Origin of the sequence: Sphingomicrobium sp. XHP0239 (genome assembly GCF_039555325.1) — a bacterium.
GTDB lineage: Bacteria > Pseudomonadota > Alphaproteobacteria > Sphingomonadales > Sphingomonadaceae > Sphingomicrobium > Sphingomicrobium maritimum.
On the sequence record NZ_CP154608.1, the window covers coordinates 2,232,374 to 2,245,885 of the forward strand.

Annotated in this window: 12 protein-coding genes; 9 read left to right on the forward strand and 3 right to left on the reverse strand. The window is 66.2% G+C overall.

Translation table 11 applies throughout. The annotated features are described in order from the left end of the window. Positions 1 to 21 precede the first annotated feature (21 nt). Positions 22 to 1,035: a CorA family divalent cation transporter gene (locus WJT74_RS11330; RefSeq protein ID WP_343344951.1), complete on the reverse strand. Its 1,014-nt coding sequence runs from the start codon at positions 1,033 to 1,035 to the stop codon at positions 22 to 24. Positions 1,036 to 1,112: 77 nt separating this feature from the next. Between WJT74_RS11330 and ispG the strand changes: the two genes are divergently transcribed. Genes ispG through WJT74_RS11355 form a run of 5 tightly spaced genes read left to right on the forward strand, consistent with a single transcriptional unit; the run spans position 1,113 to position 5,190 of the window. Next, positions 1,113 to 2,240, forward strand: coding sequence for a flavodoxin-dependent (E)-4-hydroxy-3-methylbut-2-enyl-diphosphate synthase (gene ispG, locus WJT74_RS11335; protein ID WP_343348186.1), 1,128 nt, complete (start codon positions 1,113 to 1,115; stop codon positions 2,238 to 2,240). Between the two features lie 33 nt (positions 2,241 to 2,273). Beyond that, positions 2,274 to 2,759, forward strand: a complete 486-nt coding sequence (locus WJT74_RS11340) for a hypothetical protein (RefSeq protein WP_343344953.1) — start codon at positions 2,274 to 2,276, stop codon at positions 2,757 to 2,759. Positions 2,760 to 2,793: 34 nt separating this feature from the next. Beyond that, positions 2,794 to 3,675 (forward strand): histone deacetylase family protein, encoded by an 882-nt coding sequence (locus WJT74_RS11345; RefSeq protein ID WP_343344956.1) that lies wholly within the window; start codon positions 2,794 to 2,796, stop codon positions 3,673 to 3,675. 35 nt (positions 3,676 to 3,710) lie between these two features. Continuing rightward, complete coding sequence (locus WJT74_RS11350; RefSeq protein WP_343344958.1) at positions 3,711 to 4,253, forward strand: retropepsin-like aspartic protease family protein; 543 nt, start codon at positions 3,711 to 3,713, stop codon at positions 4,251 to 4,253. A 40-nt stretch (positions 4,254 to 4,293) separates the two neighbouring features. Beyond that, positions 4,294 to 5,190 (forward strand): DMT family transporter, encoded by an 897-nt coding sequence (locus WJT74_RS11355; protein ID WP_343344960.1) that lies wholly within the window; start codon positions 4,294 to 4,296, stop codon positions 5,188 to 5,190. On the opposite strand, the gene WJT74_RS11360 is transcribed toward WJT74_RS11355, so the two are convergent. Then, the gene (locus tag WJT74_RS11360) at positions 5,187 to 6,731 is read right to left on the reverse strand and encodes an amidase (protein WP_343344963.1); all 1,545 of its coding nucleotides are present in this window, start codon (positions 6,729 to 6,731) and stop codon (positions 5,187 to 5,189) included. The two genes, WJT74_RS11355 and WJT74_RS11360, sit on opposite strands and share 4 nt — an antisense overlap. A 103-nt stretch (positions 6,732 to 6,834) precedes the next feature. Between WJT74_RS11360 and WJT74_RS11365 the strand changes: the two genes are divergently transcribed. Next, the gene (locus WJT74_RS11365; protein ID WP_343344966.1) at positions 6,835 to 9,636 is read left to right on the forward strand and encodes a hypothetical protein; all 2,802 of its coding nucleotides are present in this window, start codon (positions 6,835 to 6,837) and stop codon (positions 9,634 to 9,636) included. Here WJT74_RS11365 and ppa read toward each other — a convergent pair. Beyond that, on the reverse strand, positions 9,633 to 10,163 hold the full coding sequence (ppa, locus tag WJT74_RS11370; RefSeq protein ID WP_343344969.1) for an inorganic diphosphatase: 531 nt from the start codon (positions 10,161 to 10,163) through the stop codon (positions 9,633 to 9,635). The genes WJT74_RS11365 and ppa overlap by 4 nt on opposite strands. Positions 10,164 to 10,246: 83 nt before the next feature. On the opposite strand from ppa, the gene hisS reads away from it, so the two are divergent. The 3 genes from hisS to prmC are packed head-to-tail and all read left to right on the forward strand — an operon-like array spanning position 10,247 to position 13,439. Further along, the gene (hisS, locus tag WJT74_RS11375) at positions 10,247 to 11,530 is read left to right on the forward strand and encodes a histidine--tRNA ligase (RefSeq protein WP_343344971.1); all 1,284 of its coding nucleotides are present in this window, start codon (positions 10,247 to 10,249) and stop codon (positions 11,528 to 11,530) included. Positions 11,531 to 11,532: 2 nt separating this feature from the next. Beyond that, a complete protein-coding gene (gene prfA, locus WJT74_RS11380) occupies positions 11,533 to 12,609 on the forward strand; it encodes a peptide chain release factor 1 (protein ID WP_343344973.1) in 1,077 nt (358 codons plus the stop codon). Further along, positions 12,606 to 13,439, forward strand: a complete 834-nt coding sequence (prmC, locus tag WJT74_RS11385) for a peptide chain release factor N(5)-glutamine methyltransferase (protein WP_343344975.1) — start codon at positions 12,606 to 12,608, stop codon at positions 13,437 to 13,439. The genes prfA and prmC overlap by 4 nt, the downstream gene beginning before the upstream one ends. The last annotated feature ends 73 nt before the right edge of the window (positions 13,440 to 13,512 follow it).

Sequence of the window (13,512 nt, forward strand, 5' to 3'; positions counted from 1 at the left end):
TGCGACCGGCTCGCCGATCCGTCAGCGGCGCTGCGACCACCATCGCCACAGCATGAACAGAAGCACCTGCACGACGAGGAGCCCGCCGCAGGCATAGACGACGATCCAGAAGGCATCGGCATCGTCGGTCCCCGGCATGCCGCCGACATTGATGCCGAGCAGACCGGTCAGGAAGCCCAGCGGGAGGAAGATCGAGGCGACGAGGGTGAGGAGATAATTGGTCTTGTCGCTGCTGGCGAGCGCGCGGGCGCGCAGTTCGTCCTGCAGCACGACGGCGGATTCCATCGAGACGTCGATATCGTCGAGATAGCGGCGCAGGCGCTCGATCGTCTCGGCGATCTCGCGCCGGTCGTGCTCCTCGAACCAGGGGAGGCGCGCCTTGGCGATGGCTTCCAGTGCTCCGTGCTGCGGCCCCATATGGCGCTTGAGGGCAAGGCAGTTGCGGCGAATGGCGCTGGTGCGTTCGAGGATCTCGTCGCGCTCGTCGTCGATGTCGGCGTCTTCCAGATCGTCGATCACCATGTTCATGTCGACGATCGACTTGTTCATGCGCGCGATGATCTGTTCGACCAGTTCGGTGACGAGCGCACCCGCATCGGCGGGGCCGGTCCCCGAATCGATGGCGGCGAGCACGTCGCGCGGGGTCTGCAGCGGCTCGCGCCGCAGCGTGACGAGGCGGGTGCCGTCGGACCAGAGCTGCATCGAGATCATGTCCTCGGGCTCCGCGCCCGGATTGAAGTTGATGCCGCGCAGGACCGCGACGAGCTGGTCGCCGTCGCGATAGGCGCGGGGCCGATTGCCGTCGTCGGTCAGCATTTCGGCGACCGGTTCGGGAAGGCCCAGCGCGTTCTCGAGCCAGGGTTCGGCCTCGTCGTGGGTGCGGCAAAGGTGGAGCCAGAGGAGTTCGCCGGGGCCGGCGGGGTTCCAGGCCTTGGCCTCGTTCCACCCGATCGGTCGACCGCCGCCGCGTCCGTCGAGCACCCGGCCGAACAGCAGCGGGCCGTCTTCCTCGTTGCGATGGTCGGTCAATTCCATGCGCGATGATTGGCGCGGCGACGGGCGAAAAGGCAAGCGTCATTGGATTGCCACGCCAGGACGTCTATATCGGTGGCATGTCCTCACTTCGTCCGTGGCGCCAGATCGAGCGCCGACAGTCCCGCAAGATCATGGTCGGCAAGGTCCCCGTCGGGGGCGATGCGCCGATTTCGGTGCAGACCATGACCAACACGCTTACCTCCGATGCGAAGGCGACGATCGACCAGATTCGCCGCTGCGAGGAAGCGGGCGCGGATATCATCCGCGTTTCCTGTCCCGACACCGACTCCACCGCCGCGATGCCCGAGATCGTCAGGGCCGCCGAAGTGCCGATCGTCGCGGACATCCATTTTCATTACAAGCGCGCGCTGGAAGCGGCGGACGCGGGCGCGGCGTGTCTGCGCATCAATCCCGGCAACATCGGGTCGGACGAGCGGGTCAAGGAAGTCATTCGCGCGGCCAAGGCCAACGGCTGCGCGATCCGCATCGGGGTGAATGCAGGGAGCCTCGAGAAGCATCTGCTGGAAAAGTACGGCGAACCCTGTCCCGAGGCACTGGTCGAAAGCGCGATGGATCACATCAGGATCCTGCAGGACCACGACTTTCACGAATTCAAGGTCGCGGTGAAGGCGTCGGACCTGATGCTGGCGGTGGCGGCCTATTCCGAACTCGCCGCGCAGGTCGATTGTCCGCTGCACCTCGGCATTACCGAGGCGGGCGGGCTGATCGGCGGGACGGTGAAGTCGGCACTCGGCATCGGTTCGCTTCTCTGGGCGGGGGTCGGCGACACGATCCGCGTGAGCCTGAGCGCCGAGCCCGAGGAAGAGGTGCGCGTCGGCTTCGAGATCCTGAAGTCCTTGGGGCTCCGCTCGCGCGGCGTGCGGGTGGTGAGCTGCCCGAGCTGTGCGCGGCAGGGGTTCGACGTCATCCGCACGGTCCAGACGCTCGAAGACCGGTTGCAGCATATCAAGACGCCGATGAGCCTCAGCGTTCTCGGCTGCGTCGTGAACGGCCCGGGCGAAGCGCGCGAGACCGACATCGGCGTGACCGGTGGCGGCAACGGCAGCCACATGGTGTATCTGTCGGGCGTCAAGGACCATCACATCGAGAACGAGAGCATGGTCGATCACATCGTAAGGCTGGTCGAGGAAAAGGCGGCGAAGATCGAGGCCGGCGAGGCCGAGGCCTTCGTCCCGGCGCATTAGGCAATGGGGTATCGGGTCAGCTGGGTTGCAGCCATGGCGCCCCTCGAATCCTTACTCCACCTCCTTCGGGCTGAAACAACCGGCACGACGATCGACATTCCTGAGGGCGAGTGCGCGTGCGATCTCGGCAATGGATGGGCGCTGGTGTGGTCGGAAGACGATGAGAAATTCGATGCGGATTTCGGTGTGCTACTTAGCCGTGCGTTTCCAATCGTCACCGTGCAGATCGATGAAACCGCAATGATCTCGGTTGCGTCTTTCGCGCAGGGCGGCGTGATGGAGTGGGGTCTAGTTCATGCTGCCCCACGGGGCCATGATCATCTCGACGTCTTTGCTGGCGGTCCACAGGGGTTGGACGATGCAATTGCCGACGCGAAGGCCGCGCAGGCCGATGATCCTTCGGCCGACTATTTTTTCGATGTGCCGCTGCGTTTCGCCAAAGAGATTTGTGGATTCAAGCACGACGAATTGCAGAACCCTGGGCCGAAGTATCGTCTCATTAGGTATCGGGGCCGATAATCCTCTGCTCCACGTCGTCCATCACGTCGATTACATGCAGCCGAAGCCGGAGCGGGGGACGTTCCGGTTCGACAAGTATCAGCTCGTGATGGTGGCGTTGCGCGAGGCGGGGATCGCGATGACCGAGCATGCGCCGCCGGCGATGCCGCGCGAATGGCTCGAGGCGGTGCATGACCCTGCCTATGTCGCGGAGGTGTTCGACGTGGCGGTTCCGAGGGACAAAGAACGGCGGATCGGTTTCCCGGTGACCGCGCGGATCCGCGACCGGGTGCGACACACCAATGGCGGCACGTGGCTCGCGGCGAAGCTGGCGATCGAGCATGGCTATGCCGCGAACAGCGCGGCGGGGTCGCACCATGCGCTCTACGATACAGGCGCGGGCTATTGCGTGTTCAACGACCTCGCCGTGGCGTCGAACCGGTTGATCGCGGAGGACGACGCCGAACGCATTTTGATCGTCGATCTCGACGTGCACCAGGGCGACGGCACCGCGAGCCTGACGGCGGGACGGAGCGACGTCTTCACTTTCTCGATGCACGCGCAAAAGAACTTTCCGGTGCGCAAGGCGGCGAGCGACCGCGATGTCGGGCTGCCCGACGGGACGGGGGACGCGGACTATCTGGCGACGTTGAAGCGCGAACTGGTCCCGATCGTCGGGGACGTCGCGCCGGACCTGATTCTCTATCAGGCAGGGGTCGATCCGCACGAGGACGACAAATTGGGTCGATTGGGGCTGACCAGCGCGGGGCTGGAGGCACGCGACCGGTTCGTGGTGCACACGGCGCGGCATCGCGGCATTCCGGTCGCGAGCGCGCTCGGCGGCGGCTACGGCAACGATCCGCGCGCGGTCGCGGATCGCCACGCCGCGAGCATGATCGCGATGGCGGACGAAAATCGGCGCTGCGCCCGCGCATAGGCTTTTCTTTACCGGCATCGCATAGGGCGGAAGGCATGAAATATTTCGCCCTCATGGTGGTCGTCTTCGCTGCGCTGGTCGCCGTCATGGCCGATCCCGCCGCGATGGAGGTGGCGGCCGCGGACGACAGATCCGCCGAAACGCTGATGGTCGATGCCGCGACCGCTCCGATTGTCGCGGCATCCGCGGCGCCTATGCCCCCTGTTCCGACCTACTCGAGCGCGGTCGAATTCGAACGCGGCCCAGGCGGGCATTTCTATACCGATGCCGTGATCGGCGGGACGAGCGTGCGCTTTCTGGTCGACACCGGCGCGACGGGCATCGCGCTGACCGAGGCCGATGCGCGGCGGCTGGGGCTGCCGTTCGACCCCCACGAATTCCATGTCGTGGGACGGCAGGTTTCGGGCGAGGTACGCGGCAAGCCGGTCACGCTGACCGAGGTCCGCGTCGGCGGCAAGGTCGTCCGCGACATCGAGGCGACGATCATCGAGGGCGGAACGATGAACCTGCTCGGCCAGAGCTTCCTCACCCGGGCGGGAAGGATCGAGATGGACGGCGATACGATGGTGCTGCGCTAGTCGCTGGCGCAACCCGCGAATTTGGGGCAGATCGCGCGCCATGTCGCGCGCCGCCAATCCCCTGAGTGCCTTTCTCGTCGCCGTTCTCGGCGTCGGTTGCCTGTCGGCGATGGATGGCGCGGTCAAGGCGATGAGCCTCGACGTCGGGGCGCTCGATGCGCTGTGCTGGCGACTGGCGGCGTCGGTGCCGCTGGTGGTGCTGGCCTACGTCCTTCTCCGCAAGACGCGCCCGACGCGCACGGCGGTGCGATTGCATGTCATGCGCGGCGTGCTGGGCGTGCCGATGGCGTTGCTGTTCTTCTCGGGGCTGGAACGGGTCCCGATGGCGCAGGCGATCGCGCTCGCATTCATGGCGCCGCTGTTCGCCCTGTTCTGGGCGCGTCTCCTGCTCGGCGAAAAGGTCGAGGGCGCGAGTGTTCTGGGCAGCATCGTGGCCTTTTCCGGAACCCTCCTGATCTTCTTCGGGCAGGCGCAGGCCGACATGGGCGAAGCCGCTTTCGTGGGGGCGCTCATGATCCTCGGTTCGGCGGTGCTCTACAGCTTTAACATCATCCTGATGCGGCAGCAGTCGCAGGTCGCCGATCCAATCGAGATCGCGCTGTTTCTCTATCTCATCCCCGCCAGCCTCTTCTGGATCATCGGCGTCGGCGTGGGCGGCGGTGTGCAATATCCGGAGGGTCAGGAGATCGCGATCGTCGCGGCGGCGGTCACCGGGGTGGCGGGGACGATCCTGCTGGCCTGGGCCTATCGCCGCGCCACCGCCAGCTATCTGAGCGCCAGCGAATATGCGGGTTTCCTGTGGGCCGCGGCGTTCGGGTTTCTCCTGTTCGGCGAAGTGCCGCTGCCGTGGACCGTCGCGGGCGGCGCGGCCATCATCGCGGGCGTGTGGATCGCCTCGCGTCCGGCCGCTCCGGGCCACGAGATGATCGAGGCCTAGTTCGCGGGCTCGACGTAGGGCGCGAACGGCGCGAGGTCGCTGGTCGACCGGGCGAAGGTCGGGCGGGGGAAATCGCCCCGCGCCTGCTCGTAGGCGTGGCCGAGCGCGAGGATCGCCGGATCGTCCCACTTGGTGCCGACGAAGCTCAACCCCACCGGCAGTCCTTTCGACAGCCCCATCGGTACGGTGAGGTGCGGATAGCCCGCCCACGCCGCCAGATAGCCTGCCCCGCCACCGTTCCAGCTGTCGCCATGCACATGGTCGATCAGCATCGCAGGCGCGGTTGTCGGGAAGATGAGCGCATCCAGATCGTTTTCCGACAGCAACCGGTCGATGCCGTTCCGGCCCGACCATTCGAGGTTCTGCTTCACCTTGTCGCGATAATCGTCGTCGATCCGCGTCTCCTCCGCTTTCTCGAAGATCGACTGATCGAAGATGGCGAGCTCGCGCGCGTTCGACGCGTTGAAGACGATGAGGTCGGCGAGCGTGCGCGTGGGGACCTGCGCGGGGTCGGTGGTCGCGAGGTATCGGTTCACCCCGTCGCGAAACTCGGTGAGCAGGATGTCGTAGGACAACTGCCCGTCGAGGCGGTCGGCCCCGATTTCCTCGATTTCGACTAGGATGGCGCCCTGCGCCTCGAGCAGCGCCCTGGCGCGCGCGAACGCCGCGTCGGTCTCGAACCCGGTCGCGAACTGAAGGACGCCCAGTCGCTTGCCTCGGAGGGTGGCGCCGGAAAGGGCGGGGACGAAGCGGCCCTTGTAGCGGTCGGCATCGGCAGTGGCGGGATCGGCGGGGTCGCTGCCCGCCATTGCGTCCATCATCTGCGCCGCTTGCGCCACGGTGCGCGTCATCGGGCCCGCGGTGTCCTGCGTGACGCTGATGGGAACGATATGGGTGCGGCTGACCATGCCGACCGAGGGCTTGAATCCGACGACGCCGTTCATTGCCGCGGGGCAGGTGATCGACCCGTTGGTTTCGGTGCCGACGGCATAGTCGGTATATCCTGCGGCGACCGCCGCGCCGGACCCTGCCGATGAACCGCACGGGGAACGGTCCATCGCCCACGGATTGACCGTCTGCCCACCCACGGCGCTCCAGCCCGAATTGCTATTCTCGCTGCGGAAATTCGCCCATTCGGACAGGTTGGTCTTGCCGAGGATGACCGCTCCGGCAGCGCGGAGGCCCGCGACCAGCGGCGCGTCGCGCCCGGTGACGTTGTCGGCGAGCGCGAGGCTGCCTGCGGTGGTCGCCAGCGGGCCGGCGGTCTCGATATTGTCCTTGAGGAGGACAGGCATGCCGTGAAGCGGAGAGCTCGTCGGGCCTTCCTCGAGACGGCGCGCCTGTTCCATTGCCGTCGGGTCGAGCGCGATGACCGCGCGGATCTCGTCGTCGCGCGCTTCGATCCGTTCGATCGCGGCGGCAGTCGTTTGTGCGGCTCCGGTAGGCGCGGACAGGGGAGCGAGCGGTGCGGGCCGTTCGTCCGACGTGCAGGCCGTTAGTAGAAAAGCGCCTGCAATCCAGACCTTGGAACGATGGTGCACTGCAACCTCCCTCGCGACATCACGTTACAAGGGGACGATTGCAGGCGCGCTCCCGGAAGGCCAGTCGGGAAATGCGCTGCCCGCTGTAGGAACCAGGAATTTCATGCACATCACCGGAACCGCCCTTGGCGCCATCGCTGCGATGCTCGCGCAGGAAGCACCCCAGGACCCCACGCCCATTCCCGCGCCGCAGGATGCGCCGGCAGAGGCGCAGGATGTCGACGATGCGGTCGACGAGGAGACCGTTCAACCCGATCCGGTGCCGGTGGTCGATGAGCCAATCGCCGACGACGACGGAATCGTGATCACCGCCGGGCGGCCGCGCGGATCGGTGGTCGGCGATGCCGAGCCGATCGTGACGCTCGATGCGCGCGACATCGCTGCGACCGGCGCGCGCAGCGTCGAGGAACTGCTGGAGGCTCTCCAGCCGGAAATCGGCTCCAACCGCGGGCGCGGCGGCGGACGGCCCGTCCTGCTGATCGACGGGCGGCGGATTTCGGGATTCCGCGAGCTGCGCGGGCTTCCGCCCGAGGCGATCGAGCGGATGGACATCCTCGCCGAGGAAGTCGCGTTGACCTATGGCTACAGCGCCGACCAGCGGGTGGTGAATTTCGTGCTGCGCGAGAATTTCTTCTCGACGACGCTGGAAACCGAAATGCGGGCCCCGACCGATGGCGGGCGCGCGGGCTTCGAGTTCGAGGCCGATCGCCTGATGCTGTCGCCCGGCAAGCGGACGACCTTCGAGTTCGAATATGAAACCCAGGGCAAGCTCACCGAGAACGAGCGCGATATCGCCCTCGAACCTATCGAGACGCTGGAAGGCGCGATCGACCCCCGCCCCTTCCGCACGCTGGAAGGCAGTAGCGAGGATTTGTCGCTGTCGACGGTCATCAAGCGGCCGCTCGGGGAGATCGACCTGACGGTCAACGGCGAGCTGTCCGAAGGTATCGGTCAGAGTCTCCTGGGACCGGACGTCGCGCGGCTCAACGTGCCGGCAGATAGCCCGTTCGCGATCGATGGTGTCGATACCGAAGTGTTGCGCGCCACGAACTTTGGCGCCTTGGCGCGCGACCGGCGTTCGCGCACGGGAGCGTTGGCCTTCATCCTGAATTCGCCTCCGGGCGACTGGCTCTGGTCGTCGAACGGCACGCTCGACGTCACGGAAACGCGCACCCGCACCGATCGCGGGGTGAACGTCGAGGCGATCCAGGCGGATCTCGACGCGCTCGATCCGCGCGTGAGTCCGTTCAACAATCTTGCGTTCGGTGCGCCGGTGCGCAACGAGGCGCTGTCGACCAGTGTGCAGGCGGTCCTCGACGGGCAATTGTCGGGCGTCATCGCCGACCTGCCGGCGGGCGAATTGCGGCCGACCTTCCGCGCCGGCGTGAACTATCTGTCGATCGACAGCAGCGACACGATTTCGGGGATCGAGGAGGATGTCTCCCTCGACCGCACGCGGCTGTTCGCTTCGGCCAACCTCGATGCGCCGCTTCTCGAGGACAGTCCGGTCGGCGAGATCGGGATCGGGTTCAACGGACTCGTCGAGGAACTGTCGGACTTCGGCACGCTGACCGCGCTCGGCGGCGGCGTGAACTGGCGCCCGACGGACCGGCTGCGGCTGCGCGTCAATTATCAGCGCGAGGAGGGCGCACCCTCGCTTTCCCAGCTCGGCGATCCCGTAACCATCGAGCCGCTGGCACGGGTGTTCGATTTCACCACTGGGGAAACGGTGTTCATTCCGGTGATTACCGGCGGCAACCCCGACCTCGTCGCCGATACGCGCGAGGTGTGGAGCCTCGGCGCGAACTGGGAAGTGCCGATCGACAACGACGACATCGACATCGATCTTCGTGCCGATTTCGTCTCGACCCGGATCGACAATCCGCAGGGCGGTTTTCCCTCCGTGTCTCCCGAGATCGAGGCGGCGTTCCCTGGCCGGTTCGTGCGCGATGCGATGGGCGATCTCGTCAGTGTCGACTTCACGCCCGTGAATTACGCCCAATCGCGGCGCGACAGCCTCCGCTACGGCTTCTCGCTGCGCCACACGCTCGAAGCCGATCCGCCGAGCCCCGAGACGATCCAGCGCTTCCGGGAGCGCTTCGCGCGTCTCGGATTGGAAGGACAGCGCGGGCAGCGTCAGCAGGCCGCCAACGCGCAGTCCGAAGGTCGGCAGGGACCACCGACGCCCGAAGGCCGCCAGCGGCCGTCGAGTGAACAGCAAAACCAGAGCGAGACCCGGCAACAGGGCGAGAACCAGCAGGGTCAGGCCCAGGAAGGCCAGACCCAGGAAGGTCAGCAGTCCCAGCAGGGACAGCAGCAGGCACGCGGACGTCGCGGCGGCGGCGGTCCGGGCGGATTCGGCGGCGGACGCGGCAATCGCGGCGGCCGGTTGTGGGCCAGCGTCACGCACGAGATCAATTTCACCGACGAACTGCTGATTGCCGAAGACGGGCCGCTGCTCGATTATCTCGACGGCGACGCGCTCGGCGGGACGGGCGGACGGTCGCGTCACACGCTGGAGGGGCGGTTCGGCCTGTTCAACAACGGCTGGGGCGCGCGGGTCGATGTCGACTGGTATTCGACCACGCGGGTGGACAGCGGGATCGGACAGCTACGCTTTGCCGATTACGGCACCTTCGACATCAACCTCTACGCCAATCTTGGCGAGAATCTCGATCTCCTGTCGCGCGAACCATGGCTTCGGGGCACCTCGATCCAGCTGGGCATCGACAATGTGCTCAACGATCGGCCCAAGGTGACCGACGAGTTCGGCAACGTGCCGCCAAGGTATCAGGCCGATCTTCTGCGTCCCGAGGGGCGGGTGATCAGCCTGGAAATCCGCAAGCTGTTCGTGCCGACGCGGTTCATCCGCGAGCAGTTTCAGCGGATGCGTGGCGGAAGCTAGGCCTTCCCCACGCGATCAACCGCGTCGCGCACGACCTTCAACGCATCATCGCGGTCGCCCCAGCGACCGATGCGCACCCATTTCTCCTTCTCCAGATCCTTGTAGTGGGTGAAGAAGTGTTCGATCTGCTGGGTCACGATATGGGGCAGGTCGGTGTGGTTCTCGACACTCTCGTAATAAGGTGAAACGCGGGTCACGGGCACCGCCAGCAGTTTCTCGTCGCCTCCCGCTTCGTCTTCGAGATGAAGGACGCCGACGGGCCGCGCGGCGATCACCGTGCCCGGAAGCAGCGACCAGCGGGTCATCACCAGACAGTCGAGCGGATCGCCGTCGTCGCACAACGTCTGGGGAATGAAGCCGTAGTTGGTCGGATAGCGCATCGGCGTGTGCAGGATGCGATCGACCACCATGGCACCCGATTTCTTGTCGAACTCGTACTTGACCGGCTCGCCGCCGATCGGGACTTCGATGAAGACGTTGAGTTCGTGCGGCGGATCGTCGCCAACGGGAATGAGGTCGATGTTCATGCCGGGCCTGTAGCGCTGCGGGGGCGGAGGGCCAAGGCGAAAAGGGTGGATTGCGTTGGCCCGAGCGACTAACCGCTCGCTGCATGAATAAATTCAGGCCGATCAAGGGCACGCAGAGCCTCTATGGCGAGGAAGCGGAGCGGTTCCAGCACGTGGTGGAGACGTTCGACCGGGTGCGGCGGCTTTACAATTTCGCGCGTGTCGAAGTGCCGGTGTTCGAGGTGACCGGTGTATTCGCCCGCACGATGGGCGAAACGAGCGACGTCGTGTCCAAGGAGATGTGGTCGTTCGAATCGCGCTCCGAGGGATCGGTGACCTTGCGGCCCGAGTTCACCGCGGGGATTGCGCGCGCCTACCTGTCCGAGGGCTGGCAGCAGCACGCCCCGATGAAGGTTGCGACGCACGGGGCGGCGTTCCGGTACGAACGACCGCAGAAGGGTCGTTATCGCCAGTTTCACCAGCTCGACGCCGAGGTGATCGGAAGCGCCGAACCGCTGGCCGACGTCGAATTGCTGACGATGGGTGCACAACTGCTCGAAGAATTGGGGATCGGCGCGGTTCGGCTGAAGCTCAACACGCTGGGCGATGCGGAAAGTCGTGACCGGTGGCGCGCCGCGCTGGTCGAGCATTTTGCGAGCCACCGCGACGAGCTGAGCGAGGATTCGCAGGACCGGCTGGAGCGCAATCCGCTGCGCATTCTCGACAGCAAGGACCCCCGCGATCGACCGTTTGCCGAGAGCGCGCCGCAGATGGACTTGAGCGCCGAAGCGGAGGATTTCTTCGGAAAGGTGCGTGCGGGGCTCGATGCGGCGGGCGTCGCCTACGAACTCGATCCGCACCTGGTGCGCGGGCTCGATTACTATCGCCATACCGCGTTCGAATTCGTCACCGACCAGTTGGGCGCGCAGGGCACCGTTCTGGCGGGGGGGCGTTACGACGGGCTGATCGAACAGCTGGGCGGATCGCATACGCCGGCCGTCGGCTGGGCCGCGGGGATCGAGCGGCTGGCGATGCTGCTCGATGGCGGCGAGGTCGTGCGCAAGGTCGATGCGGCGGTGCTTCCGATGGGCGACAAGGCCCAGGGGCTCGGCATCGCGGTCGTGACGGCGCTGCGCAAGGCCGGGCTGGCGGGTGAACTGTTCGCCAGCGGCAAGATGGGCAAGCGGATGAGCCGCGCCGACGAGGCGGGCGCGCTGGCGGCGATCATCATCGGCGACGACGAGATCGAAGCGGGCGAATTGCAGGTGAAGGTGCTGAGCACCGGCGAGCAGAAGGCGCTGGCGCCCGCGGCAGCGGTCGAGGCGATCACCGAACTGGCGGTCGAGCGGCAGATGCGTGCTGTGCTCGGCACCGACGAGGAGGAATAAGTATGGCGACCATTTCTCCCGACCGGGTCGACGCGATCCTTGCCAAGAAGGAGGATCTGCAACGACGCATGAGTGCGGCGGACCTCGACCCGCAGGACATCGTGCGGCTGGGCAAGGAATATGCCGAGGTCGAGGCGGTCGCCGAGATCGCGTCCGAACTGCGGCGCCTGCGCACCGAGAAGGCCGATCTCGCCGAAATGCTCGACGATCCCGAGATGCGCGAGATGGCGGAGGACGAGGCGCAGGCCATCAACAAGGCGATCCCCAAGGTCGAGCGCCAGTTGGCGTTGGCGTTGTTGCCCAAGGACAAGGCCGACGAAAAGCCAGCGATGCTCGAAGTCCGTGCGGGGACCGGCGGCGACGAGGCGGCGCTGTTCGCGGGCGATCTGCTGCGCATGTATCAACGGTTCGCCGAAGAGCAGGGCTGGAAGGTCGAGTTGATCAGCGCGAGCGTGAGCGATGTCGGCGGCTACAAGGAAGCGGTCGCATCCGTGAAGGGCAATGGCGTGTTCGCCAAGCTGAAGTTCGAAAGCGGCGTGCACCGCGTGCAGCGCGTCCCCGCGACCGAAAGCGGCGGACGTATTCACACATCGGCTGCAACCGTGGCGGTGCTGCCCGAGGCCGAGGAGGTCGACGTGCAGATCGACGACAAGGACCTGCGCATCGACGTGTTCCGTGCGTCAGGCCCCGGTGGCCAGTCGGTCAACACGACCGACAGCGCGGTCCGGATCACCCACATTCCCACCGGCCTCGTCGTCAGCCAGCAGGACGAGAAGTCGCAGCACAAGAACAAGGCCAAGGCCATGAAGGTCCTGCGCACGCGGCTGTACGAACATGAGCGCGCGATAGCCGATGCGGAGCGTTCGGGTGCGCGCAAGTCGATGGTCGGATCGGGCGACCGGTCGGAGCGTATCCGGACCTACAATTTCCCGCAGGGACGGGTGACCGATCACCGGATCAACCTCACGCTTCACAAGCTCGATGCGGTATTGGAAGGGGTGGCGCTGTCCGAACTGATCGAGGCGCTGATCGCCGAGGACGAGGCCGAACGGCTGGCGAGCCTCGACGCGCCGGAGTGAGCGATACCGCACGGCGGCTGACCGCCGCGGCGGCGCGCTTGGCGAACGTGAGCGACACGCCGCGGCTGGATGCGGAATTGCTGGCCGCATATGCTGGGGGATTGGAGCGCGACGCGCTGCTTCTCGACCCGGAGCGATCGCTGCCTGCATCCTTCGAAGCTTTCGTCGAACGGCGCGCAGCGGGAGAGCCGATAGCCTATATCGTCGGACGCCGCGCCTTCTGGACGATCGAGCTCATGGTCGGACCGGGAGCATTGATCCCCCGTGCGGACAGCGAGACCCTGCTCGACGAGGCGGTGGCCCATTTTGCGGGGACACCGGGGCCGGCGCGCGTTCTGGACCTCGGCACGGGGCCGGGAACGCTGTTGCTGGCAGCCCTCGACGAGTGGCCCGATGCGAGCGGCCTCGGCATCGATCTATCCTCCAGGGCGCTCGCCTTTGCACGGCGGAATGCGGATGACTTGCGCATGACGGAGCGGGCGAACTTCCAAGAGAAGGATTTCGCGGCGGTGGGCGGAGAGCGGTTCGATCTCGTTCTGGCGAACCCCCCCTACATCGCCGAGGGTGACCCCGAACTGGCGGCGGACGTGGCCGCACATGAACCGCGCGAGGCGTTGATGGCGGGATCGGACGGTCTCGACGCGTACCGGGTCATCGTGCCGCGCCTGCGACGCATGATGACGCCAGAAGGGATTGCGCTACTCGAGATCGGGCACCGTCAGGCCGCGGTCGTCAGCGCCATGGTCGAGGCGGAAGGCCTGCGCGCCCGGGTCGCCCGCGATCTCGCGGGACGGGACCGTGTCGTGGCTGCAACGATCGGCGACGCGTAAAAGGGTTGGAATCGTAGGACTTCGTTGCTACATCATTCGGTGAAACGGGGCCATCCATCGATCTCGATCGTCC